The sequence below is a fragment of the Streptomyces sp. AA4 genome (assembly GCF_000158875.1).
Classification (GTDB): domain Bacteria; phylum Actinomycetota; class Actinomycetes; order Mycobacteriales; family Pseudonocardiaceae; genus Amycolatopsis.
The window spans coordinates 6,168,430-6,189,839 of sequence record NZ_GG657746.1 but is presented as its reverse complement, the minus strand read 5'-3'; the positions used below and the strand labels follow the sequence as shown (position 1 = coordinate 6,189,839).

The 21,410-nt window shown below is 70.5% G+C and carries 17 protein-coding genes and 1 riboswitch; of the genes, 5 read left to right on the top strand and 12 right to left on the bottom strand.

What is annotated here, in order from left to right; genetic code table 11:
• Positions 1-19: 19 nt before the first annotated feature.
• Positions 20-1,135 (top strand): dihydrofolate reductase family protein, encoded by a 1,116-nt coding sequence (locus SSMG_RS28275; RefSeq protein WP_009081655.1) that lies wholly within the window; start codon positions 20-22, stop codon positions 1,133-1,135.
• Positions 1,136-1,549: 414 nt separating this feature from the next.
• Here the strand turns inward: SSMG_RS28275 and SSMG_RS28270 are convergent, their stop codons facing one another.
• The 5 genes from SSMG_RS28270 to SSMG_RS28250 form a co-directional block, all read right to left on the bottom strand.
• Entirely contained in the window at positions 1,550-2,770 is a 1,221-nt protein-coding gene (locus tag SSMG_RS28270; protein WP_037715115.1) for a chitinase, read from the bottom strand.
• Between the two features lie 1,004 nt (positions 2,771-3,774).
• Positions 3,775-7,380 carry a cobaltochelatase subunit CobN gene (gene cobN / locus SSMG_RS28265; RefSeq protein WP_037715112.1) on the bottom strand — a complete coding sequence of 1,202 codons (3,606 nt, stop codon included), beginning with the start codon at positions 7,378-7,380 and terminating at the stop codon, positions 3,775-3,777.
• A 52-nt stretch (positions 7,381-7,432) separates the two neighbouring features.
• A riboswitch (cobalamin riboswitch) is annotated at positions 7,433-7,508 on the bottom strand.
• A gap of 67 nt (positions 7,509-7,575) precedes the next feature.
• Positions 7,576-7,815 (bottom strand): helix-turn-helix transcriptional regulator, encoded by a 240-nt coding sequence (locus SSMG_RS28260; RefSeq protein ID WP_009081650.1) that lies wholly within the window; start codon positions 7,813-7,815, stop codon positions 7,576-7,578.
• Positions 7,816-7,821: 6 nt separating this feature from the next.
• Positions 7,822-8,676, bottom strand: a complete 855-nt coding sequence (locus SSMG_RS28255) for an ABC transporter permease (protein ID WP_009081648.1) — start codon at positions 8,674-8,676, stop codon at positions 7,822-7,824.
• The gene (locus SSMG_RS28250; protein ID WP_009081646.1) at positions 8,673-9,578 is read right to left on the bottom strand and encodes an ABC transporter ATP-binding protein; all 906 of its coding nucleotides are present in this window, start codon (positions 9,576-9,578) and stop codon (positions 8,673-8,675) included. The genes SSMG_RS28255 and SSMG_RS28250 overlap by 4 nt, the downstream gene beginning before the upstream one ends.
• A 96-nt stretch (positions 9,579-9,674) precedes the next feature.
• Between SSMG_RS28250 and SSMG_RS28245 the strand changes: the two genes are divergently transcribed.
• From SSMG_RS28245 to SSMG_RS28235, 3 genes are read left to right on the top strand one after another with little or no spacing between them, the layout of a single operon-like run.
• Positions 9,675-10,793, top strand: coding sequence for a precorrin-3B synthase (locus tag SSMG_RS28245; RefSeq protein WP_009081644.1), 1,119 nt, complete (start codon positions 9,675-9,677; stop codon positions 10,791-10,793).
• A complete protein-coding gene (locus SSMG_RS28240) occupies positions 10,790-11,413 on the top strand; it encodes a precorrin-8X methylmutase (protein ID WP_009081643.1) in 624 nt (207 codons plus the stop codon). Before SSMG_RS28245 ends, SSMG_RS28240 begins: the two co-directional genes overlap by 4 nt.
• Positions 11,410-12,927 carry a precorrin-2 C(20)-methyltransferase gene (locus SSMG_RS28235; RefSeq protein WP_009081641.1) on the top strand — a complete coding sequence of 506 codons (1,518 nt, stop codon included), beginning with the start codon at positions 11,410-11,412 and terminating at the stop codon, positions 12,925-12,927. The genes SSMG_RS28240 and SSMG_RS28235 overlap by 4 nt, the downstream gene beginning before the upstream one ends.
• Here SSMG_RS28235 and SSMG_RS28230 read toward each other — a convergent pair.
• On the bottom strand, positions 12,918-13,346 hold the full coding sequence (locus tag SSMG_RS28230) for a MarR family winged helix-turn-helix transcriptional regulator (RefSeq protein WP_009081640.1): 429 nt from the start codon (positions 13,344-13,346) through the stop codon (positions 12,918-12,920). The genes SSMG_RS28235 and SSMG_RS28230 overlap by 10 nt on opposite strands.
• A gap of 59 nt (positions 13,347-13,405) precedes the next feature.
• Between SSMG_RS28230 and SSMG_RS45625 the strand changes: the two genes are divergently transcribed.
• On the top strand, positions 13,406-13,903 hold the full coding sequence (locus SSMG_RS45625; RefSeq protein ID WP_158688102.1) for a hypothetical protein: 498 nt from the start codon (positions 13,406-13,408) through the stop codon (positions 13,901-13,903).
• Positions 13,904-13,979: 76 nt separating this feature from the next.
• On the opposite strand, the gene SSMG_RS28220 is transcribed toward SSMG_RS45625, so the two are convergent.
• Genes SSMG_RS28220 through SSMG_RS28195 form a run of 6 tightly spaced genes read right to left on the bottom strand, consistent with a single transcriptional unit; the run spans position 13,980 to position 21,387 of the window.
• On the bottom strand, positions 13,980-17,075 hold the full coding sequence (locus SSMG_RS28220) for an arabinosyltransferase domain-containing protein (RefSeq protein ID WP_009081637.1): 3,096 nt from the start codon (positions 17,073-17,075) through the stop codon (positions 13,980-13,982).
• 44 nt (positions 17,076-17,119) lie between these two features.
• The gene (gene bluB, locus SSMG_RS28215; protein ID WP_009081635.1) at positions 17,120-17,752 is read right to left on the bottom strand and encodes a 5,6-dimethylbenzimidazole synthase; all 633 of its coding nucleotides are present in this window, start codon (positions 17,750-17,752) and stop codon (positions 17,120-17,122) included.
• Positions 17,749-18,477, bottom strand: coding sequence for a cobalt-precorrin-6A reductase (locus SSMG_RS28210; RefSeq protein WP_009081633.1), 729 nt, complete (start codon positions 18,475-18,477; stop codon positions 17,749-17,751). Before SSMG_RS28210 ends, bluB begins: the two co-directional genes overlap by 4 nt.
• A complete protein-coding gene (locus tag SSMG_RS28205; RefSeq protein WP_009081630.1) occupies positions 18,474-19,484 on the bottom strand; it encodes a Gfo/Idh/MocA family protein in 1,011 nt (336 codons plus the stop codon). Before SSMG_RS28205 ends, SSMG_RS28210 begins: the two co-directional genes overlap by 4 nt.
• Positions 19,481-20,242, bottom strand: a complete 762-nt coding sequence (cobM, locus tag SSMG_RS28200) for a precorrin-4 C(11)-methyltransferase (RefSeq protein WP_009081628.1) — start codon at positions 20,240-20,242, stop codon at positions 19,481-19,483. Before cobM ends, SSMG_RS28205 begins: the two co-directional genes overlap by 4 nt.
• On the bottom strand, positions 20,239-21,387 hold the full coding sequence (locus SSMG_RS28195; RefSeq protein ID WP_009081626.1) for a bifunctional cobalt-precorrin-7 (C(5))-methyltransferase/cobalt-precorrin-6B (C(15))-methyltransferase: 1,149 nt from the start codon (positions 21,385-21,387) through the stop codon (positions 20,239-20,241). Before SSMG_RS28195 ends, cobM begins: the two co-directional genes overlap by 4 nt.
• Positions 21,388-21,410 lie beyond the last annotated feature (23 nt).

The window sequence follows — 21,410 nt, the reverse complement described above, 5'->3', positions numbered from 1 at the left end:
GCCGGAGCACGATGAGCGGATGGGCACGATGACCGGGCGGCCGCACGTCCTGCTGTCCGCGGCGCAATCGCTGGACGGCTACCTCGACGACGCCGGCAGCACCCGTCTGCTCCTGTCCAACGAGGACGATTTCGCGGAGGTCGACCGGCTCCGCGCCGAGGCCGACGCGATCCTGGTCGGCGCGGGCACGGTGCGGGCCGACAACCCGCGGCTTCTCGTGCGCTCCGCCGAACTGCGTCGCGCGCGGGTCGCGGCGGGGCGGCCGGAGCAGCCGGTCAAAGTGACGGTCACCAGCAGCGGCAAGCTGGACCCGGCGTCGCGGTTCTTCACCCTCGGCGACACCGAGAAGCTCGTCTACGCGCCGCGCGGCAGTGCGGACAGCCTGAGCGCGGTCGCGACGGTGGTGGAGGTCGGCAGTCCGCCGCGGCTCGAGTCCGTGTTGGACGATCTCGGCGCGCGCGGGATCCGCACCCTGCTCGTCGAGGGCGGCGGGGCAGTGCACACGCAGTTCCTCGACGCCGGACTCGCCGACGAACTCCGGCTCGCGATCGCGCCGGTCATGGTCGGAGACCCGCGGGCACCGCGGTTTCTCGGGCCGGGTGCGTTCCCGCGACCGCTGGAACTGACCGAACTGCGGCGGCTCGGGGACGTTGCCGTGCTGCGGTATCGCGCCGCGGCCGAACCGTCGTCGCTCGATCTGCTGCGGTTGCGGCAGGCCATCGACCTTGCCGACGAATGTCCGCCGAGTTCGACGTTTCGGGTCGGCGCGGTCGTCGGACTGCCGGACGGGACGGTGCTCGCGACCGGGCATTCGGGCGAGGGCGATCCGCACAACCACGCGGAAGAATCCGCTCTGGCGAAGCTCGATCCGCACGATCCGCGACTCGCCGACGCGACCATGTACAGCTCGCTCGAACCGTGCAGCGATCGCGCGTCCCACCCCAAAAGCTGCACGCAGCTGATCCTCGAGACGGCCATTCCGCGGGTCGTGATGGCCTGGCGGGAGCCGTCGTTGTTCGTCGAGGCCGAAGGGGTCGAGCGGCTGATGGCGGCCGGACGGCGGGTGATCGAGGTGCCCGCGTTGGCTTCGGAGGTTCGGCGGGCGAATACGCATCTGCCCGGCGTTCGGCCCTGACTCCGCGATGTGGCTGCCTGGCCGGTGGTGTTCGTTGCTGGTTCCGCAATGCGGCTGCCTGGCCCTGATTCCGCTGCGCGGTGGCTTGGCGGGTGTTCCCCTGGTCCTGCAGTGCGGCTGCCTGGCACCGTCCCTGACTCCGCAAGGTGGCTGGTGGTGTTCGTTCCTGGTTCCGCAACGCGGTGGTCCGGCCGATGTCCGTGCCCGATTCCGCAGTGCGGGTGCCTAGCCCTGCCCTTGATTCCGCCGCGGTGGCTTGCTGGTGTTCGTCCCGGATCCCGCAATGCGGCTAGCCCGGCCCCGGCCCCGTGGCGCGGCCGGTGGTGTTCATCCCTGATTCCGCGACGCCACTGACGGATCGGGCGCTGCGGCACGGAATCCGCGGCGCAGCGCCCGATCGGGAAAACTAGCCGGTCAGCACGATCCGTTGTCGGTCCAGACGCCCCACTGGCCGGTCGTGCCGGGTTCCTCGCCCTGGGTCCACCATTTGGCGGTCCATTTGTGGCTGTTGTGCGAAACCACGTTGCCGCCGGTGTAGACCTGCGTTTTCTGCCATTCCGGTGCCGAACAGGTGCCCGGAGGATTGCTGGTCGGACTGGTCGGGCTCGTCGGCGGGGTGGTCTGCGGCGGGGTCGCGCCGGCGAACCGGGTGGTGAACTTCGTGAAGTCCCAGTCGTTTTGCTGGACGTTCGAGCACACGCTGTTGTCGGTGGTCGTCGTGCATTGCCGGTCGCGGTTCACTGCCCAGAAGGTGAACCGGCCGAGGTGGTGGCTCGTCGCGTAATCGTAGACGGTTTGGAAATCGGAAACGTTGAAGTATTCCGACGAGTCGGATTTCCCGTTCATGCCCGAGAAACCCTCGTGCGAATACGCGGTGGCGCTGTCCCAACCGAGATGGCTTTGGAGCAGGCCGTGGAACGCTTCCAGTGCCGACACCTGCGACGCGCCGCCGCCGGTGAAGCCGCCGTCGAACGGCATGATCGAGAAGTTGTTGGGGGAGAAGCCGATCGACTTCGCCTGGTCCAGCAACTGGGTGCCGAACCAGCCGGTGCCCGCGGCGGTTCCCGGCATGGTCACGGACACGAACAGCCCGGGGTTGTCCGCCTGGAGTTTCTTCGCGGCGCCGAGTTCGTTCGCGATGGCCGCGGTGTCCTCGTATTCGGGTTCTTCGAGGTCGAAGTCGATGGCTTTCAGGTTGTACTTCGCGACGACCTGCTGGTAGGCCGCGGCGGTCGCGTCGACGGTGCCGCAGGTCTGGCCCAGTTTCGTGCCGCCGTAGCCGCCGACCGAGACCGACACGTCGCCGCCGTTGCCGCGGATGCGGTTGATCGCGTCGCCGACGGTCGTGTCCGACGAAACCGGCGAGGTGCCGTCCCAGGTCGGGCTGCACCCGCCGCCCTTGGGCGCGAGGATGAAGGCCAGCTGGAACGCCTTCTGCCCGGTCGCGTTCATGACGGTCACCGGGTCGGGCGGGTTGTTGCTCTGCGGCATGAGGTACGGCGCGGAGGCGTACCAGTTGTTGTCGAGGCCGGTCGTCGCCCCGGTCTGCGCGTGGGCGGTCGCGGCCACGACGGCAGCTGCCCCGGCCACGGTAGCGGCGGCGACGAGTGTGGCGGCCAGTCTGCTTCGCTGCATCTGTCCTCCGGCGAACATTCGGAAAATGAATGCGGTAAGCATTGGACTAGACCATTATGAAGTCAAGGTGCGGTCGGCTGCTCTTGTCCGGGCGGGGGCTGGTTCAGGAGGTATGCCGGAATTCGGTTCGGCGGGTTCACCCTTGTGGCGCAACGGTTCCGCGCAAAGGGACGCGGACCGCGGGGGCGAGTGGTCCGCTGGGAGAGAGGGGGAAGACGGTGACGGTGCGGTTGGACTGGACCAGCACGGGCAGGCGACGTCGGACGGGGACCGCGGCGCCGGTTCGGCGGGCGAGGCTCGGGCCGGTCGGGGAATGGTGGCGTGAGCAGGGGTGGTGGCGGGGCTGGGCCGGGCGGGCTTGGCGGTAGGGCTGGGGGCTGTTCGGGTGGCCGTTCGCGGGGCGGGCGGCGGTGGGCGCGGTCGGCCTAGTGAGTGCGGCCAAGAGGGTTAGCGGGGGCGATGGCGGAGCGGGGGCTGCGCCGTGGTGCTGGGCCGGTGGCGGGGACCGTGCTGCGGGATCGGTGTCGCGGTGGTGGGTGGGTTGGCCGCAGGAGGGCTGGGGTTGGCGGGGCGGTGATGTGGGGGAGTGTTTTGCGTGGCGGCTGCGGTATCGGCCTCGCAGCGGTGGGTGGGTTGGCCGCGAGAGGGCTGGGGTTGGCGGGGTAATGGTGTGGGGGGAGTGTTTGCGTCGCGGCTGCGGGATCGGTGTCGCGGCGGTGGGTGCGTTAGAGGTGGAAGGGCTGCGGCCGTCGGAGCGGTGTTGAGGTGTTGACCGGTGGCAGGGAGCGGCTGTCGGATCGGCGTCGAGGTGCAGCGCCGTTTGGCCAGCCGAGGCGGCAGAGTGCTGCGGAGGCCGGACGCGCTGGCCGCCCGGGTGACCCGGGGGTGCACCGAGGCGGTAACGGGAGAAGTGCTGGTCGCCGGGATGGAGTTGCGGACCGAAAAGCGTGGGCCGATTGAGCCGCGTAGGTGTGCCAGGCGCGGAGTCGCCCGGCGCAACCGGGTCAGTCGTTCTCCAGCTCGCCTTCCAGAGTCAGGTACACCTCGCGCATCTGCGCCATCAACTCCGGATCCGGTTCTTCCCACAGGCCCCGGTCGGCGGCTTCCGTCAGGCGTTCGATGATTCCCCGCAGGGCCCACGGGTTCGCGTCGCGCAGGAACTGCTGATTCTCCTCGTCCAGCACGTACGACTGCGACAACTTCTCGTACATCCAGTCGCCGACCACACCCGCGGTGGCGTCGAAGCCGAAGAGGTAGTCCACGGTCGCCGCGAGTTCGAAGGCGCCCTTGTAACCGTGGCGGCGCATGGCGGACAGCCATCGCGGGTTGACCACTCGGGCGCGGAAGACGCGGGCCGTCTCTTCGCCCAGGGTTCTGGTTCGGACGGCGTCGGGGGTGGTGGAGTCGCCGACATAGGACGCGGGAGCGGAGCCGGTCAGGGCGCGGACTGTGGCGATCATTCCGCCGTGGTACTGGAAATAGTCGTCGGAATCCGCGATGTCGTGTTCGCGGGTGTCGGTGTTCTTCGCGGCCACGACAATGCGTTTGTACGACGATTCCATGTCCTCGCGAGCGGGACGGCCGTCAAGATCCCGGCCGTAGGCGAAACCGCCCCAGACCGCGTAGACCTCGGCTAGATCCTTGTCGTCGCGCCAGTTTCCGGAGTCCATCAACGGGAGCAGGCCCGCTCCGTAGGCGCCGGGTTTCGAGCCGAAGATTCGGGTGGTCGCGCGGCGGTCGTCGCCGTGGGCGGCTAGGTCTGCGGCGACGTGGGCGCGGACGTAGTTGTCGGATTCCGGTTCGTCCAAGGAGGCGGCTAGGCGGACGGCGTCGTCCAGCAGGGTGATGACGTGCGGGAAGGCGTCGCGGAAGAAGCCGCTGATCCGGACTGTCACGTCGATCCTCGGACGGCCCAGTTCGGACAGCGGGATGGGTTCGATGCCGGTCACGCGGCGGGAAGCCTCGTCCCAGACCGGCTGGATTCCCAGCAACGCCAGGACTTCCGCGGCGTCGTCGCCGGAGGTGCGCATCGCCGAGGTGCCCCAGACCGAGAGGCCGACGGACCGCGGCCAGTCGCCGGTGTCTTCGCGGTAGCGGCGGAGCAGGGAGTCCGCCAGGGCCTGTCCGGTTTCCCAGGCCAGGCGGCTGGGGATGGCTTTCGGGTCCACAGTGTAGAAGTTGCGGCCGGTCGGCAGGACGTTGACCAGGCCGCGCAAGGGGGAGCCGCTGGGGCCGGCGGGGATGTAGCCGCCGTCTAGGGCGTGCAGGACTGCGTCTACTTCGGACGAAGTACCGGCCAGGCGGGGGACGATTTCGGTGGCGGCGAAGGTCAGGACGCGGGCGACTTCGGCGTCGAAGGTACCCAGAACCTCGCTGACCACGGAAGAAACCGAAGAAGGGGACCACGAGTGGGTCTCCATCCGGGAAACCAGCGTGTGCGCGGTCGTTTCGATGGCGTCCACTTCGGACAGTGGGGCGTCCGAGTTTTCCTTCAGGCCTAGGGCAGAACGGAGGCCGGGAACGGCGCCTTGTTTGCCGCCCCACATTTGCTGGGCTCGGAGCATCGCCAGGACCAGGTTGACGCGCGCCTCGCCGACCGGAGCCTCGCCCAGGATGTGCAGGCCGTCGCGGATCTGGGCGTCCTTGACCTCGCACAGCCAGCCGTCGATGTGCAGCAGGAAGTCGTCGAACTCGGCGTCGTGCGGACGTTCCTCGACGCCCAGGTCGTGGTCGAGTTTCGCGGCCTGGATGAGGGTCCAGATCTGGGCGCGGATCGCCGGCAGCTTGGCCGGGTCCATCGCGGCGATGTTGGCGTGCTCGTCCAGCAACTGCTCCAGACGGGCCAGGTCGCCGTACGATTCCGCGCGGGCCATGGGCGGGACCAGGTGGTCCACGATGGTCGCGTGCGCGCGGCGTTTCGCTTGCGCGCCTTCGCCGGGGTCGTTGATCAGGAACGGGTACACCAGCGGCAGATTGCCCAGCACGGCGTCCGGCGCGCAGGCGGCGGAGAGGCCCGCCGTCTTGCCGGGCAGCCATTCCAGCGAACCGTGTTTGCCGAGGTGGACGACGGCGTGCGCGCCGAATTCCTCTTCCAGCCACCGATACGCGGCCAGGTAGTGGTGGCTCGGCGGCAGGTCCGGGTTGTGATAGATCGCGACCGGGTTTTCGCCGAATCCGCGCGGCGGCTGGATCATCAGGACGACGTTGCCGGACTGCAGCGAAGCCAGGACGAGGTCGCCCTCGGGGTTGGCCGACGTGTCGACGTACAGCGAACCCGGGGCGGGGCCCCAGTGTTCTTCCATCGCTTCCCGCAGCTCGACCGGCAGTTCGGCGAACCAGGAGCGATAGCGGGCGGCGGGGACGCGGATCGGGTTGCCGGAAAGCTGTTCTTCGGTCAGCCACTCCGGGTCCTGGCCGCCCGCGGCGATCAGGGCGTGGATCAGCGCGTCGCCGTCCGGCTGGTCGGTGCCGGTCGGGTTGACGCCGGGGAAGGCGTCGGGACCGAGGTCGTAGCCGCGGTCGCGCATGAGGCGCAGGAGCTTGATCGCCGAAGCGGGAGTGTCGAGGCCGACCGCGTTGCCGACGCGCGAGTGCTTCGTCGGGTACGCGGACAGCATCAGGGCGATCCGCCGAGACTCCGGCGGGGTGTGGCGGAGCCGGGCGTGCGCGAGAGCGATGCGCGCGACGCGGGAGGCGCGTTCGGCGTCGGCGATGTAGCGCGGGAGGCCGTCGTCGTCGAATTCCTTGAAGGAGAACGGGACCGTGATGATCCGGCCGTCGAATTCCGGTACCGCCATCTGGTTGCCCGCGTCGAGCGGGGACAGCCCGTCGTCGCTGGCGGACCAGGTTTCGCGGTCGCTGGTCAGGCACAACGCCTGCAGCACCGGCACGTCCAGCGCGGCCATTTCCGCGACGTCCCACGATTCGTCGTCCCCGCCCGCGCCGGCTTCCGACGGACGCGTGCCGCCCGCCGCCAGCACGGTGACCAGCAGGGCGTCGACTTTGGCCAGTTCGGCCATCATCTCCGGCGCGCGCGTGCGCAGGGACGCGGTGTGGATCGGCAGCGCGCGACCGCCCGCGGACTCGACCGCGTCGGCCAGCGCGTGCACGAAACCGGTGTTGCCGGACAGGTGGTGCGCGCGGTAGTAGAGGATCCCGATGACCGGCCCGTCATTCGAGGACTCCGGCCGCGAAAGCACGCCCCACGACGGCAGTTCGGCGGGCGGTTCGAAGCCCTCGCCGGTGAGCAGCAGGGTGTCGGACAGGAAGCGGTGCAGCTGCGTGAGGTTTTCCGGACCGCCCTGCGCGAGGTACAGGTGCGCTTGCGCGGCGATCCCGGCCGGAGTGGTCGAGAGCTTCATCAGCTCCGCGTCCGGCGTCTGCTCGCCGCCGAGCACGATCACGTGCGCGCCGGACGCGCGCAGCGTGTCCAGGCCGTCCTGCCAGGTCCGCGGCGTGCCGAGAATCCGGACGACGACGATCGACGCGCCTTCCAGCAGCCCGGGAAGGTCCCCGAGCGGGAGCCGGGACGGGTTGCCGAGGCGGTAGTCCGCGCCGCTGGCCCGGGCGCTGAGCAGGTCGGTGTCCGAAGTGGACAGCAGCAGGATCACGGCGTTCCTCACTCGGGGTGTCCGCGCCCCGGGTCGTCGGGCACGCCGGCGGGAGTTCCTGGCTGCCGGCGGCCGCGGGGCCGCCGGTCACAGTGGCGGGACCGCCCCGGATTTCCACCGGGTTCCTCCGCATGCCGACGCGTGTGCGGTCCTACTCTCGCCGGGCGCACCGGCGCCGTCAAGGTGAGCAGACCCTCACGCGGGCTTGTTTTCGTCCCCGATCCGGGGGAAGGGCGCGGTGGAGAACAGCACCTCCACCGCGACCTCGAAGAACTCCGCGATCCGCAACGCCAGGTACAGGCTCGGGCTGTACTCGCCGCGCTCCAGGTACCCGATCGTCTGGTAGTGCACGCCGAGCGCGTCCGCGAGCTGCCGCCGCGAGATGCCGCGCTCGGCGCGCAGCACCGCGATGCGGTTGTAGACGTTCTCGCTCACCGCGCCTCACACACGCTGAAGTGCCCTTTCCCGTCGTGCCGCCACCGACGACCCCGATTCGCGCCGGGCCATCCGCTTGAGCAGAACCGGGGCCAGCACCAATCCGATCACGGCCCACGCGAGCAGCACCCCCAGGGTCGCCCACGGCCGCCAGGACTGCCCGATTTCGACGACGACCGCCTGGTCGGGCAGCAGCGCCGAGCGCATGCCGAGGCCGAGCCAGTAGACCGGGAACACCTGCGCGACGTCCTGCAGCCAGCCCGGCAGCGCGGTGATCGGGTAGAAGATCCCGGAGATCGCGCCGAGCCCGAACATCGGCAGCATGACCAGGGCCAGCATCCGGGAATCCTGGATCAGCGAGCCGATCGCGGCGCCGATCGGCAGCGTCGCGACCAGCCCGGCGGCGAGCACCCAGAGCAGGTTCAGGATCGAGAAGACCCCGTCCGGGGCCAGGCCGTCGAACAGGAACAGCGCCGGCACCAGCAGCACGACGATGCTCGCGACCTGCACCATCGAGAACGTCGTGACCTTGCCGACGAGGTAGCCGAACATCCCGTTCGGCGTCGCCTTCGCGCGCAGCAGCGTGCCGTCCTCGCGGTCGATGACGAGCGACCCGGCGACGCTGGTCAGGCCGTTGAACACGATGCCCGCGCCGATTACGCCGGGCACGGTCGCGGCGCCGAGGGAGAACGAGGTGCCCGGCAGGTGCGCGCCGCGCATGAAGAACAGCGTGCCGAAGATCATCGCCAGCCAGACGACCTGGCCGATCAGGTCGTCCCGGTTCGTCCACTGCTGGCGGAATTCGATGAATCCGCGGCGGAGCCCCACCCGCGCCGCGGTCCGCTGTGCCGACGCGCTCATCGCGCACCTGCCTCAGCGAGCCCGGACTCCGCGCGCTGCACGAGCGTCAGGTAGGTCTCCTCCAGCGACGCGCGCCGGACCTCCAGGTCGGCGACCGCTTCGCCGTGCTGCTTGAACAACTCGTACACGTACTTCGTCGCCTCCGTGGTCGAGTGCACGAACCGCTGTCCGTCGAGCGTCCAGCGCACCTCGGCCTCGCCGGCGATCTGCCTGCTCAGCTGGTCCGGCGACCCGTCGGCGACGATGTGGCCGCCGCTGAGGATCAGGATCCGGTCGGCGAGTTTTTCGGCCTCGTCGAGGTCGTGCGTGGTGAGCAGGATCGTCGTGGCGTCGTCGGCGAGCCGGTGCACGAGTTCGTGGAAATCGCGCCGCGCCTGCGGATCGAACCCGGCGGTCGGCTCGTCGAGGAACAGCAGTTCGGGACGGCCGACGATGCCGATCGCCACGTCCAGCCTGCGCCGCTGGCCGCCGGACAGCATCCGGATCTTCTTGCCCGCGTGCTCGGTGAGCCCGACCGCCTCGATCAGCTCGTCGGTGTCCCACGGGCGGCGGATCCGGTCGGTGGAGTACGGCGCGTAGAACGAGCCGAGCAGGTCGAGCAGTTCGCGCACGCGCCATTTGCCGTGGTCGCGCCAGGACTGCAGGACGACCCCCAGCCGCGCCCGCCAGTCCTCGCCGCCGCGCGCTGGGTCGGTGCCCAGTACGGACACCTCGCCCGCGGACCGCATGCGGAACCCCTCGAGGATTTCGATCGTCGTGGTCTTGCCCGCCCCGTTCGGCCCCAGCAGGCACAGCACCTCGCCGCGGTGCGCGGTGAACGACGTGCCGTGCAGCACGTCGTTCGCCCCGTAGCGCATGCGCAAGCCTTCGACGCGGAGCACGGTGTCCGCTTGATCTCTCATTGGATGACCCCCATCCTGCCTGTGCGATGAAATGTAGCAGGTGTACTACATCTGATCGCAAGCCTGTTAAATCGGCCGCGGGTTACAGTGAGCGCCATGTCCAGCCCTGCCCGCGTGCGTGCCGACGCGTGTCCCGGAGTCTTCGCGACGCACGACGCGGCGGACGGGCCGCTCGCCCGGGTCCGGCTTCCCGGTGGCGCGGTGACCGCGGATCGGTTGCGGGCCTTGGCTTCTTGCGCGGAAGACCTCGGCGACGGCGACGTCCACCTGACCTCGCGGGCGAACGTCCAGCTGCGCGGCGTACGCCGTCCGGGGCTGGCGGGACGGCTGACGGAAGCCGGGTTGCTGCCGTCGCCCAGCCACGAACGCGTGCGGAACGTGCTGGCCTCGCCGTTGAGCGGGGTGCGCGGCGGCCTCGCGGACGTCCGGGGGCTTTCCGCGGCGCTGGATCGTGCGTTGTGTGCGCGGCCGGAACTCGCGGAGTTGCCGGGGCGGTTCCTTTTCGGCTTCGACGACGGGCGCGGCGACGTCGCGGGCACGGACGTGTGCTGGCGCGCGATCGGTCCCGCGGCGGGGGCGGTGCTGTTGGCGGGGGTCGATTCCGGTTGGCGGGTGCCGCGGGACGAGGCGGTGTCTGCGCTGCTCACGGTGGCGAAAACGTTTGCGCGCACGCGCGGGTCGGCGTGGCGGATCGGGGAGTTGGACGATCCTTCGACGCTGCTGCCGGACGGTCCGCGGGAAGCGCCGGAAACCCGGCCGAGCCGGATCGACCCGACGGTCGGGCGCATCCGGCGCGACGACCGCGGCGAGGCAGTGGGGGTCGCGCCGAGGTTCGGCCAGCTGACTGCCGCGCAGTTGCGCACGCTCGCGGACTTCGGCGACGCCGTGGTCACGCCGTGGCGTTCGGTCCTGCTGCCCGGCGGCGCGGACGTCGACCGCCTGCACGCGGCGGGGCTCTCGACGGATCCGGCGACGGCGGAGCTTAGCGCCTGCATCGGCGCGCCGGGGTGTGCGAAGTCTCTCGCCGACGTCCGCGCCGACGCGGCGACACTGGTCGCGGACGGGCAGCGGGTGCACGTCTCGGGCTGTGCCCGGCGGTGCGGACGGCCGTCCGGCGCCCACCGCGACGTCGTCGCCGAACCCGGCGGCTACCGTGTCGACGGACGCTGGACGTCCGAGTTGGCGGATGCGTTGGCGAGAAAGGGACCTTCGTGATCGACTACCTGCGGGACGGGGCCGAGATCTACCGGCACTCGTTCGCCACGATCCGCGAAGAGGCGGACCTGGCGATCCTGCCCGACGACGTCGCGGGCGTCGCGGTCCGGATGATTCACTCCTGCGGCATGGTCGACCTGGTCGACGACCTGCGGTACTCGCTCGACGTGGTCGAGGCGGGCCGCGCCGCGCTGGAGGCGGGCGCACCGATCCTGTGCGACGCGAAGATGATCGCCAGCGGCATCACGCGCAAACGCCTGCCCGCGGCGAACGACGTCGTGTGCACTTTGGACGATCCGAGCGTGCCCGGCCTGGCCGAACGGCTCGGCACCACGCGGTCGGCCGCCGCGCTGGAACTGTGGCGCGACCGGCTCCCCGGTTCGGTGGTGGCGATCGGCAACGCGCCGACCGCGTTGTTCCGGTTGCTGGAGCTGCTGGACGAGGGCATCGGCGCACCGGCCGCGATCATCGGCGTGCCGGTGGGGTTTGTCGGCGCGGCTGAGTCCAAAGTGGAGCTGGCGAAGCGCGCGCCCGCGCCGTACCTGGTCGTGCACGGCCGTCGTGGCGGAAGCGCGATGGCTGTCGGCGCTGTGAACGCGATTGCGAGCGCGGTCGAATGACGGGGCGGCTGTACGGCGTCGGGCTCGGTCCCGGCGATCCGGAATTGATGACGGTCAAAGCGGCGCGGCTGATCGGCGAGGCGGACGTCATCGCCTACCACAGCGCGCGGCACGGGCGGAGCATCGCGCGGTCGGTGGCCGAGCCGTATCTGCGCGAGGGGCAGCTGGAAGAGCGGCTGGTCTACCCGGTCACCACTGAGACCACTGACCACCCCGGCGGCTACGAGGGCGCGATCGCCGATTTCTACGAGCTGAGTGCGAAAAAGCTCGCCGAGCACCTCGACGCCGGACGAGACGTGGTGCTGTTGTGCGAGGGCGACCCGTTCTTCTACGGCTCCTACATGTACATGCACGAGCGGCTCGCCGGACGGTTCGAGGCCGAGGTGGTGCCCGGCGTGACGTCGGTCAGCGCGGCGGCGTCGGTGCTCGGCCGTCCGTTGGTGCAGCGGGACGAAGTGCTCACGGTCTTGCCGGGAACGTTGCCCGCGCCCGAATTGGCGCGCCGGTTGGCGGACACTGAGGCGGCGGCGGTGCTGAAACTGGGCCGTACCTTCGGTTCGGTGCGAGAAGGGCTCGCGGAGTCGGGCAAGCTCGACGACGCTTGGTACATCGAGCGGGCGACCTGGGGACAGCAGCGGGTGGAGCCGTTCGCGGACGTCGATCCGGAATCGGTGCCGTATTTTTCCTTGGCGCTCTTGCCAAGCCCCGCTTATAAGTCGCGTGTGGACGGTGAGCCCGCGGCTGCTCCTTCGGCTCCGGTTTCGGCGGGAGGCGGCGAGGTCGTGGTCGTCGGGCTCGGTCCGGCCGGGCCGGAGTGGCTGACGCCGGAAGCGTCGGCGGAACTGGCGGCGGCGGACCACATCGTCGGCTACGGACCGTATGTCGCGCGGGTTCCGCAGCGGGCGGGACAGCAGCGGCACGCCTCGGGGAACCGGGTCGAGGCGGACCGGGCGGTCGAGGCATTGCAGCTGGCCGCGACGGGTGCGCGGGTGGCCGTGGTGTCGTCCGGCGATCCGGGCGTTTTCGCGATGGCTTCGGCAGTGCTGGAACAGGTTTCGGCCGGGAACGGGCACGGCGCTCGGGTGCGGATCGTGCCCGGGGTGACGGCGGCGCAGGCAGCCGCGTCGCGGGTCGGCGCGCCGTTGGGACACGACTATTGCGTGCTGTCTCTTTCGGACCGGTTGAAGCCGTGGGAGATCATCGAACGCCGCCTCGACGCGGCTGGCGCGGCGGATCTGGTGCTGGCGCTGTACAACCCGGCCTCGCGGACGCGGGTGACGCAGCTGGCGAACGCGCGGGAAGTCCTGCTGCGGCACCGGGATCCGGCCACGCCGGTGGTGGTGGCGAGGGATGTCGGGGGGCCGGAGGAGGACGTTCGGGTTACCACGCTGGGCGAGCTTGATCCGGCTACCGTGGATATGCGGTGCCTGCTGATCGTGGGCTCTTCGCGCACGGTCGCGGAGGAAGGGCCGGACGGGCGGTCGATCGTGTGGACGCCGCGGAGTTACTCCTGACCTTCTCGGAGCAGCCGCTCCGCCTCGGCGAGGTGGTGGGTGAGTTCTTTCCGTTGCGCGGCACTGAGTTTCGGTGCGTGCGTGGCGAGGGCTGAGGCGATCGAACCGTCCGCGCGCGTGCGGAACATCGCGCGCGCGGCCGGTTCGATCTCCAGCCTGGACTTGCGCCGGTCCTTCTCGTCGGGCCGAACGCGCAGGACGCCCGCGTCCGCCATCCGGTGCGTGATCCGGGAGACGAGGCTTTGCGCCAGCCCGGTCCGGCGCGTCACGTCGCTGATCGTCGCACCCGGATGGCGCGAGACGTCCTCGACCACCGCCAGTTCTCCCGCGTTGACCTGATCCTCGCCGGTGTTCCCGGTGCTGGTCAGGGCGATCTCGCGGAGAGTGCGGGCGAGGCGGTGCAGGTCGGCGGCGCGCATGGCCCTATTCAATCACTAGTGATACATTCGAGGAAGTATCACTAGTGATGGAGTTGGCGATGGTCGACGACGTGCTCCTCGCGATCGGGATCGGGATCCTGATCGTGCGGCAGTTCCAGTGGCGCTCCGCCGAACTGCGGCGGATGCTGCTGATGCCGTCTGTCCTGATCGCGGTGGGGCTGGTTTACCTCGGTTTCGAGCTGGGCGGCGGGCTTCAGCCGGCGGACTGGCTGCTGGTCGGCGAACTCGTCCTGGTCGCGGGCACCGGCACCGCGATGGGCTACGTGACGCGGTTCCGGCAGGCCGACGGGCTGCAGTACCGGCTCACTGGCGCGGGAATCGCGCTGTGGGCGGTCTTTCTCGCCATCCGCGTCGGCTCGTTCGCGCTGGCGAGTGTCCTTGGCGCGCACCTGCTCGACGCGACCGGCCTGATTCTCGTCTCGTTCGGCGTCAACCGGCTCGCGTCGAGTCTCGTGGTGCGGAACCGGATCCGGTCTGTCCACTGTGGAGATAAGACCCCGGCGGATGACCAAGGGAACGCCGGAACACGTCGATGAACGCGCTCGTCGCCGGGGAAGCGGCGTTGCCCACGGTGTCAGCGTTCGCCGCGCGGAGGCTATGAGAGCCGCAGGCCTAGCGCGTCGGGTCCTTGCCGTTCGGCTGTGAAGGACCAGGTCCAGGCGACCACCAGCCCCACACCGTCTTCTCGCCGTGCCGCACCGTCGGGGCCACCCCGGTCGTGTACGGCTCGATCTGCAGCAACTGTCCCCACGACTGGTACGGCTGCCCGTTCAGATAGCTCGGCACCTCCGGCTCTTCCGCGATTTCCTCGAGCCAGCCGTTCGGGCCGCCGTTGGTGCTGGACGCCCATTTCGCCTCGTCGGCGAGCTGGCCGGGGGTGATCCGGTAGTCCGGCATCGCGGAGATGCCGTCGTGCGAGGTGACCGGGTTCGCGCACGGGTACACGAACGACGCGGGCCAGTCGATGTACACCGATTTGCCCGCGAGCTTGTCGGTGAGCGTGGTGAAGGTCGGCACGCGCGGCGCGGACGCGGCGACCCAGCCGTCCTCGGTGAGGTCGTTGTCCACCATCACGACGCGCACCGAGGTGGTTTCCGGCGGCAGGTCGCGCAGGTTGATCCGGGTGTCGTTCCAGCCGCCGGTGCCCGCGCCGGGCGGGAGCGCGAACTGGCCGCGCAGCACGCGCACGCCTTCGGGGGTGTTGACGCCGTACTCCAGGCTCACCGACGTCGGCCGGCGCGGCTGGCTCGCGGTGGCGACCACGATCTGGCCGTTCTCGGTGCGGTCGGTCAGCGCGTACCAGTCGCTGCGCAGGCGTCCGGCGCGGGTCTGGGTGTCGAGGTAGCTGCTCCACATCGGCACCTGGTCCTGCTTGAACCCGTGCGGCGGTTCGGCCAGCGGGTCCTTGTCGTCGACCGGGCTGGTGTGGAAGCCGGTCTGGACGCGGCCGTTGTCCTGGTCCGGATTCGGCAGCGGGTTCGGCGGGTTCTGCGCGACCGGCTTCTCCGGCACCGTCCGCTGTTCGGGCTGCGGGTGCAGGATGCTCTTCGCCGCGTCGCGCTCGACCATCACGTGGTCGGACAGGTTGCAGCTCTTGCCGAACAGGTGCCCGATGTTGGCCGCGCCGAGGCTGTAGCTGTCGCGCTGGAAGTAGATCGCCGCGCCCATCGTGTAGATCTCGCCCGCCGCGACCAGGCCGCACACGACGACCAGCGACAGCGAGCCGAGCCGCAGCGACCGGCTCCGGCCTTCCTGCTGGGTCAGCGCCGGACCCGGCCGGTGCGCGCGGATGTTCTCCACGAACGCGTAGATCCCGGCGACCGCGGCGGCCCCGAGCAGGATCGTCGACAGCGGGATGCCGCCGACCGACGGCGCGACGTTCGTCCACGGCACGCCGATCCGCGACACGAACCAGTACGTGTTCGGCCCGGTCGCGGCGAGCGCGCCGACCACCAGCAGCACCGCCAGGAACGCCGCGCGGTTGCGGTTGGACCGGAGCACCGTCGAACTGGTCGCCAGCGCGGTGAGCGCCGCCATCGACGCGCCGACCGCGGCGAACGCGCCGAAGTGGTGCGTCCATTTCGTCGGGGTCAGCGCGAGCAGCAGGAAGAACAACGCCGTGGTGCCGATCAGCCGCCGGCTCGGCCCGAGCGCCGCGCCGGGGATCCGGCCGCGGCGCAGCAGCACGACCAGGCAGGTGACCGTGCAGAGCAGCACGAGCAGCACCGGGAACCGGCGGGGCGCGGAGCCGTCCGGCAGGTTCTCGAACAGCAACTGGTACCGCGCGAGTTCCTGGAACCACGACAGGTTCGGGCCGACCGCGGTGCGGATGCGGGTGGCCTCCTGGACCGTCGCGAACGTCTGGTCGGCGAACATCACCACGAGCACCAGGAAGCCGGACGCGAGGATCGGCGCGAGCATCGGCAGCCAGCCGCTCGCCGACCGCTGCCGGACCAGCTTGAACAGCGGTTTCCCGGCGACCAGGAACGGGGCGACGGCGATCAGCCCGGTCGGCGTCGCGGCGAGGGTGAACGCGGCCGCGGTCAGGCCGAGGCACAGCGGCAGCAGCCGGCGGGTGACCAGCGCGCGTTCGACCGCGCAGATCGCCAGCAGCGAGCCGAGCGCGGCGACCGGTTCCGGCCGGACGCCGTTGTTGTAGGGCATCCACCAGACCAGGAACACCGCCGCGGCGGCCCAGCCGGCGGCGCGGCTGCGGCGGACCTGGGTGCCCAGCCGCGGCATCACCTCGCGGCTGATCAGCAGCCAGCTGATCACCCCGAGCAGGTACGAGGGCAGCCGGATCCACGGCGGCACCGTGCTGACGTGCGTCATCAGCTCGTACAGGTGGTAGAACCAGCCGAACGGGGCCTCCGCGACGCCGAACCAGCGGTGGTAGTTCGTGAGGTAGCCGGTCGCCTCGGTGACCCGGGCCATGGTGAGGATGTAGCCGTCGTCCGAGGTCACCGGCCCGATGAAGACCCACGCGCCGAGCACGCCGAACACCGTCGCGTCGCGGCCGGTCAGCCGCCACCAGCCGACCGGGGCCCAGCGCGGCGCGCGGCGGGCGAACCCGGAGTCCATCCGCCACACCGCGATCAGGCAGCCGAGGAACGACAGCGCGGCGAGGATGCCGACGACGACCTTGAGCGTGGTCGGCGAGGTCTGGTAGCGGGTGTCCGGGACGACCGAAACGTGCAGCCCGGCGATCGGGTCGCGCGCCGAGGTGATCGAGGAGTAGATGCCGAGCACACGCGGCCGGACGTCGCCGGTGGTGTGGAAGATCGGGGTCTTGCCGACGGTCAGCGTCATCTGGGTCGCGTCGGAATCGAGCGTGACCGAGCAGCCCTCCTGCGGCAGCGGCTGCTGCGCGATCTGCTGGCCCTGGCTGGACGCGAGCAGTACGCCGTTGTCGACGCGCAGTTGCATGCCGACGCCGTTGGCCGCGTGCTTGCCGGTGCGCCCGTCCGGGACGGTCGAGAACAGCAGCGCGGGGCCGTTCGTGCGCGCGTCGAGCGACCGGATCGTCTCGCACGGCAGTTCGGCCTTGAGGTCCTGTGCCCAGTACCCGGTCAAGGGCGCGTTGACGGAACGCGTGTCGGAGGCGACGGGCCAGACGACTTCCGCGGTGTCCTGCACGACCGGCAGGAAGGGATAGGCCAGGGCGCACAGCGCCGAAAGCAACCCCAGCACTACGGCAATCGGACGCATTAGAGGAAATCTATTGGGTCACCCTGACAGGTTTACGCTGACCCCTAGTCGCGCGGCGTGAACCGCTCGTGGTGTACCGCGCTGGCCAGGGGCGCGCGGCTGCGCCAGCCATGCCGTTCCAGGTCGGGAACCTCGGCGAGATTCGTTACCGGTCCTACACACAGCCAGGCCACCGGGCGGATCCCGGCGGGGATGCCGAGCAGCTTCGCGAGCGCGGGTTCGCGGTAAAAACTCACCCACCCGACGCCGAGTCCTTCCGCGGTCGCGGCGAGCCACAGGTTCTGGATCGCCAGGCACACCGAGTACAGCCCGGCGTCGGCGATCGCGTGCCGTCCGAGCACGGCCGGGGCGCCGCGCTGCTCGTCGTAGGTGACGACGATGCCGAGGCTCGATTCGCGGATGCCTTCGACCTTGATCTTGGCGAACGTCTCCGCGCGCTCGCCGTCCAGGGACGCGGCGAACACGTCGCGCTCCTCGTGCACGTGGCGGGCGAATTCCTCGCGGGTAGCCGGGTCGCGGACGAGCACGAAGTCCCACGGCTGGCTCATCCCGACGCTCGGCGCGGCGTGCGCGGCTTCGAGCACCCGGGTGAGGACGGCGTCGTCGATCGGTTCGCCGGTGAACTCGGCGCGGACGTCGCGGCGGCGGTGCAGGACGTCGTAGAACAACTCGTTCATTGGTTGAGCACCCATTCGACAGCGGCGGCTACATCCGCGGTTTCTGTAGTGGACGGCCGGGGCGGGCGGCGCACTATGACCACCGGCAGGCCGAGCTCCCGCGCGGCGGTCAGCTTCGCGGCCGTCATCGCGCCGCCGCTGTCCTTGGTGACGAGCACGTCGATGTCGTGTTCGGTCATCAACGCGCGTTCGCCGTCCACCCGGTGCGGGCCGCGGTCGAGCACCACCTCGTGCGCGCGGGGCAGCGGCTGGCCGGGCGGGTCGACGCAGCGGATCAGGAACCACAGCGGGTCGAGGTCGGCGAACGCGGCCAGGCCCTGGCGGCCGCTGGTGAGGAAGACACGGGTGCCGAGTCCGGGCAGGAGCGCGGCGGCTTCTTCGAGGTCGTCGGCCCAATGCCAGCGATCGTCGGCGCTCGGCTGCCAGCCGGGGCGGGCGAGCCGCAGGAGGGGGATGCCCGCGGCTTGGGTGGCGTGGAAAGCGTTGGCGCCGATCCGTTCCGCGAACGGATGCGTGGCGTCGACTACTGCCCGCACGCCGTTTTCGCGCAGCCAGGCCGTGAGCCCTTCGACGCCGCCGAACCCGCCGATCCGTACTTCGCCGACCGGAAGCCGCGGCCGCGTGACGCGCCCGGCCAGCGACGAGACCACCGGCACGGCGCGTTCGTGCAGCTGAGCGGCGAGGTCGCGGGCTTCCGCGGTGCCGCCGAGGATCAGGACGGTCATCGTCCGTACCCGACCGCCGCGCGCCACCGGTCGAGGGTGCGCAGGTTGGCGAGCGTTTCGGCCCAGGTCAGCTCCGGGCCTTGCCGATCCGCGACGTGGGCGGCGACGTAATCCGCTTCCCGGGCGTAGATCCCTTGCGTGGCTTCGATTTCGATCACCTCGGACTCGCCGCCCGACGGAGTCAGCACGATCGTCGACACGCCCGGGGCGCGCAGTTCGTGGATCCACGCGGGCTTCGGCACGTACAGCTGACCGGTGGTGCCGTAGATCCGGATGTGGTCGTCCTGCGTGAGCAGATAGCCGCAGGACAGCTGGGCGATGATGTCGCCGGGCAGCCGCAGCAATCCCATCGCGAACTCGTCGACGCCGTTTTCGGTGAGCCGGGCCATCCCGGTGACGCGCGTCGGCTCCACCGCTGGGATTCCGGTCGCGGCCTGGGAAACGAGCCGCGCCAGGGAGGTGCAGTAGCAGCCGACGTCGAGGATTCCGCCGCCGCCGAGCGCGGGGTCGCCCAGCCGGGCCGCGTCGTTCTCGTCGGAGTCGAAGCTGAACGTGACGTCCACGGCGCGCACCTCGCCGATCGCCCCGGATTCGATCAGCTCGACCAGCCGGCGCGTCTGCGGATGCATCCGGTACATGAACGCTTCCATGAGGAAAACGTCGTTGCGCCGCGCGGCGTCGATGACCTTCTCTGCGTCGGCAGCAGTGAGCGTGAGCGGCTTCTCGCACAGCACGTGCTTGCCCGCTTCGGCGGCGCGGATCGCCCATTCCTCGTGCTGTGCGTGCGGAGTGGCGATGTAGACCGCGTCGACGTCCGGGTCCGCGAGGAGTGCCTCGTAGCTGCCGTACGCCTTCGGGATTTCGTACCTGGTCGCGAAATCGCGCGCCCGCTCGGCCGTGCGAGAGGCCACCGCGGCGAGGACCCCGTGGCGGCTTTGCTCGACGCCCGCGGCGAATTCGGCGGCGATGGTCCCGGTGGCCAGCAGGCCCCAGCGCAGATCGGTCACAACGACTCCGGTTGGCTCGCCCGGTCCCGGGTGCTCGAATACAGGAAACTGTCCGGGAATCCGCCCGCGGCGAGGACCCGGCCGACGAAAATCGTGGCCGCGCGGGTCATTCCGGCGGCCCGCGCTTGCCCGGCGATGTCGGCGAGCGTGCCGCGCACCACCGTTTCGCCGGGCTGGCTGGCCAGCGCGACGACGGCGGCGGGGCAGTCCTCGCCGTAGTGCCCGGCGAGTTCTCCAGTGACTCGCTCAATGTGGTTGATCGCCAGGTGCAGCGCGAGAGTCGTGCCGGTGCGGGCGAAGTTCTCCAGCGTTTCGGCGTCCGGCATCGCGGTGGACCTCGCCTGCGCGCGCGTGATCACGAGGCTCTGCCCGATTCCCGGGACGGTCAGTTCGCGGCCGAGCACGGCGGCGGACGCGGCGAACGCCGGAACCCCGGGCACCATCTCGTACGGCACTCCTTCCGGTTCCAGCCGTCGCACCTGCTCTGCGACCGCGCTGTACAGCGACGGATCTCCCGAACACAGCCGTGCGATGTCGTGCCCGGCGCGGTGCGCGTCGATCAGCTTCGCGGTGATCTGGTCCAAGCTGAGGTTCGCGGTGTCGACGCGTTCGGCGTCCGGCGCGCAGTAGGCGAGGAGGTCGGTCGGCGTCATGCTGCCCGGATACAGGCACACCTGGCAGCGCGCGAGCAGGTCGCGGCCGCGCACGGTGATCAGGTCGGCCGCGCCCGGTCCGGCGCCGATGAAGTAAACGGTCATTTCCAGCTCCACTGCGTGACTGCTCGGGACGGCGTCCATCCGGTGAACCCGCCGAGCGGTTTCGCGTGCTCCACGGAGATCCGTTGCAGTTCCCCGCCGTGCCGGGCGTAGGCGGCGGCCAGGATCTGCTCGGCTTCGAGGGTGACACCGTGCGCGACGATCCGGGCGTCGGTTTCGACACACCGGTCGAGGACCCCGGGCACGGTCAGGCCGCCGCCGAGGAAGATCGCGTCCGGGCGGGGGAGCCCGGCCAGCGCTTCGGGCGCCGGGCCGGTGACCACCTGTAATTCCGGCACGCCAAGGGTATTGGCGTTGCGCTGGACGCGTTCGGCGCGCGCGGGGTCGCGTTCGATCGCGATGGCCCGGTTCAGCGGATGCGCGCGGGACCATTCGATGCCGATGCTGCCCGCACCCGCGCCGACGTCCCACAGGAGTTCGCCCGGGTTGGGGGCGAGGCGGGCGAGGGCGGACGCGCGGAGGTCGCGTTTGGTGAGCTGGCCGTCGTGCTCGAAGGCGTCGTCGGGGAGGCCGACAAGGGGGAGGCCGGGGCCTTGGCAGTGCACGGCGAAGACGGTGAGCGGGCCGGGGTCGTGGGTCCAGCCGTCGGAGATCCGCTCGTCGTCCGCGCCGAGGTTTTCCAAGGCGGTAAGGGCGGAATCACCGTACCCGCGGGCTTTGAGCAGCTCGCGCAGTTCTGGTGCGGAGCCGCCCAGGACCAGCAGTTTCCGGTTGGGGGCCAAGCCTCGCGCGACGCGGTGGACGGCGCGGCCGACGACCGTCACGACCTCGGTTTCCTCGAACGACCAGCCGAGCCGCGCGCGGGCCAGCGTCGCCGAGGAGACCGCTGGGCGGACGTCGAGCGCGTAGCCGCGATCACGGAGGGTGGTGGCGATGCCGGACAGGTACGGATCGCCGCTGGCCAGCACGCAAACTTGCCCGGTCTGCTCGTTGAGGATCTCGTCGAGCGCGGGCAGCAGCGGGCTCGGCCAGGGCTGGGTCCGGATGTCGCTGGGCAGGGATTTCAGCTGCCGTTCCGAACCGAGCACGACGTCCGCCTGCCGTACGGCGGCGCGGGCCGCGGGGGTGAGCCCAGCCCACCCGTCAGCCCCGATCCCGACCACCGTCAGGCGTGATTCTTCGCGCACGATTTCCCACCCTAAGCGAGAGC

Bases quoted from the DNA above. Each gene is read 5' to 3' on its own strand.
- SSMG_RS28275 (WP_009081655.1), top strand. From the start codon at position 20: ATGGGCACGATGACCGGGCGGCCGCACGTCCTGCTGTCCGCGGCGCAA.
- SSMG_RS28270 (WP_037715115.1), bottom strand. From the start codon at position 2,770: ATGCAGCGAAGCAGACTGGCCGCCACACTCGTCGCCGCCGCTACCGTG.
- SSMG_RS28255 (WP_009081648.1), bottom strand. From the start codon at position 8,676: ATGAGCGCGTCGGCACAGCGGACCGCGGCGCGGGTGGGGCTCCGCCGC.
- SSMG_RS28250 (WP_009081646.1), bottom strand. From the start codon at position 9,578: ATGAGAGATCAAGCGGACACCGTGCTCCGCGTCGAAGGCTTGCGCATG.
- SSMG_RS28245 (WP_009081644.1), top strand. From the start codon at position 9,675: ATGTCCAGCCCTGCCCGCGTGCGTGCCGACGCGTGTCCCGGAGTCTTC.
- SSMG_RS28235 (WP_009081641.1), top strand. From the start codon at position 11,410: ATGACGGGGCGGCTGTACGGCGTCGGGCTCGGTCCCGGCGATCCGGAA.
- SSMG_RS28230 (WP_009081640.1), bottom strand. From the start codon at position 13,346: ATGCGCGCCGCCGACCTGCACCGCCTCGCCCGCACTCTCCGCGAGATC.
- SSMG_RS45625 (WP_158688102.1), top strand. From the start codon at position 13,406: ATGGTCGACGACGTGCTCCTCGCGATCGGGATCGGGATCCTGATCGTG.
- SSMG_RS28220 (WP_009081637.1), bottom strand. From the start codon at position 17,075: ATGCGTCCGATTGCCGTAGTGCTGGGGTTGCTTTCGGCGCTGTGCGCC.
- bluB (WP_009081635.1), bottom strand. From the start codon at position 17,752: ATGAACGAGTTGTTCTACGACGTCCTGCACCGCCGCCGCGACGTCCGC.
- SSMG_RS28210 (WP_009081633.1), bottom strand. From the start codon at position 18,477: ATGACCGTCCTGATCCTCGGCGGCACCGCGGAAGCCCGCGACCTCGCC.
- cobM (WP_009081628.1), bottom strand. From the start codon at position 20,242: ATGACCGTTTACTTCATCGGCGCCGGACCGGGCGCGGCCGACCTGATC.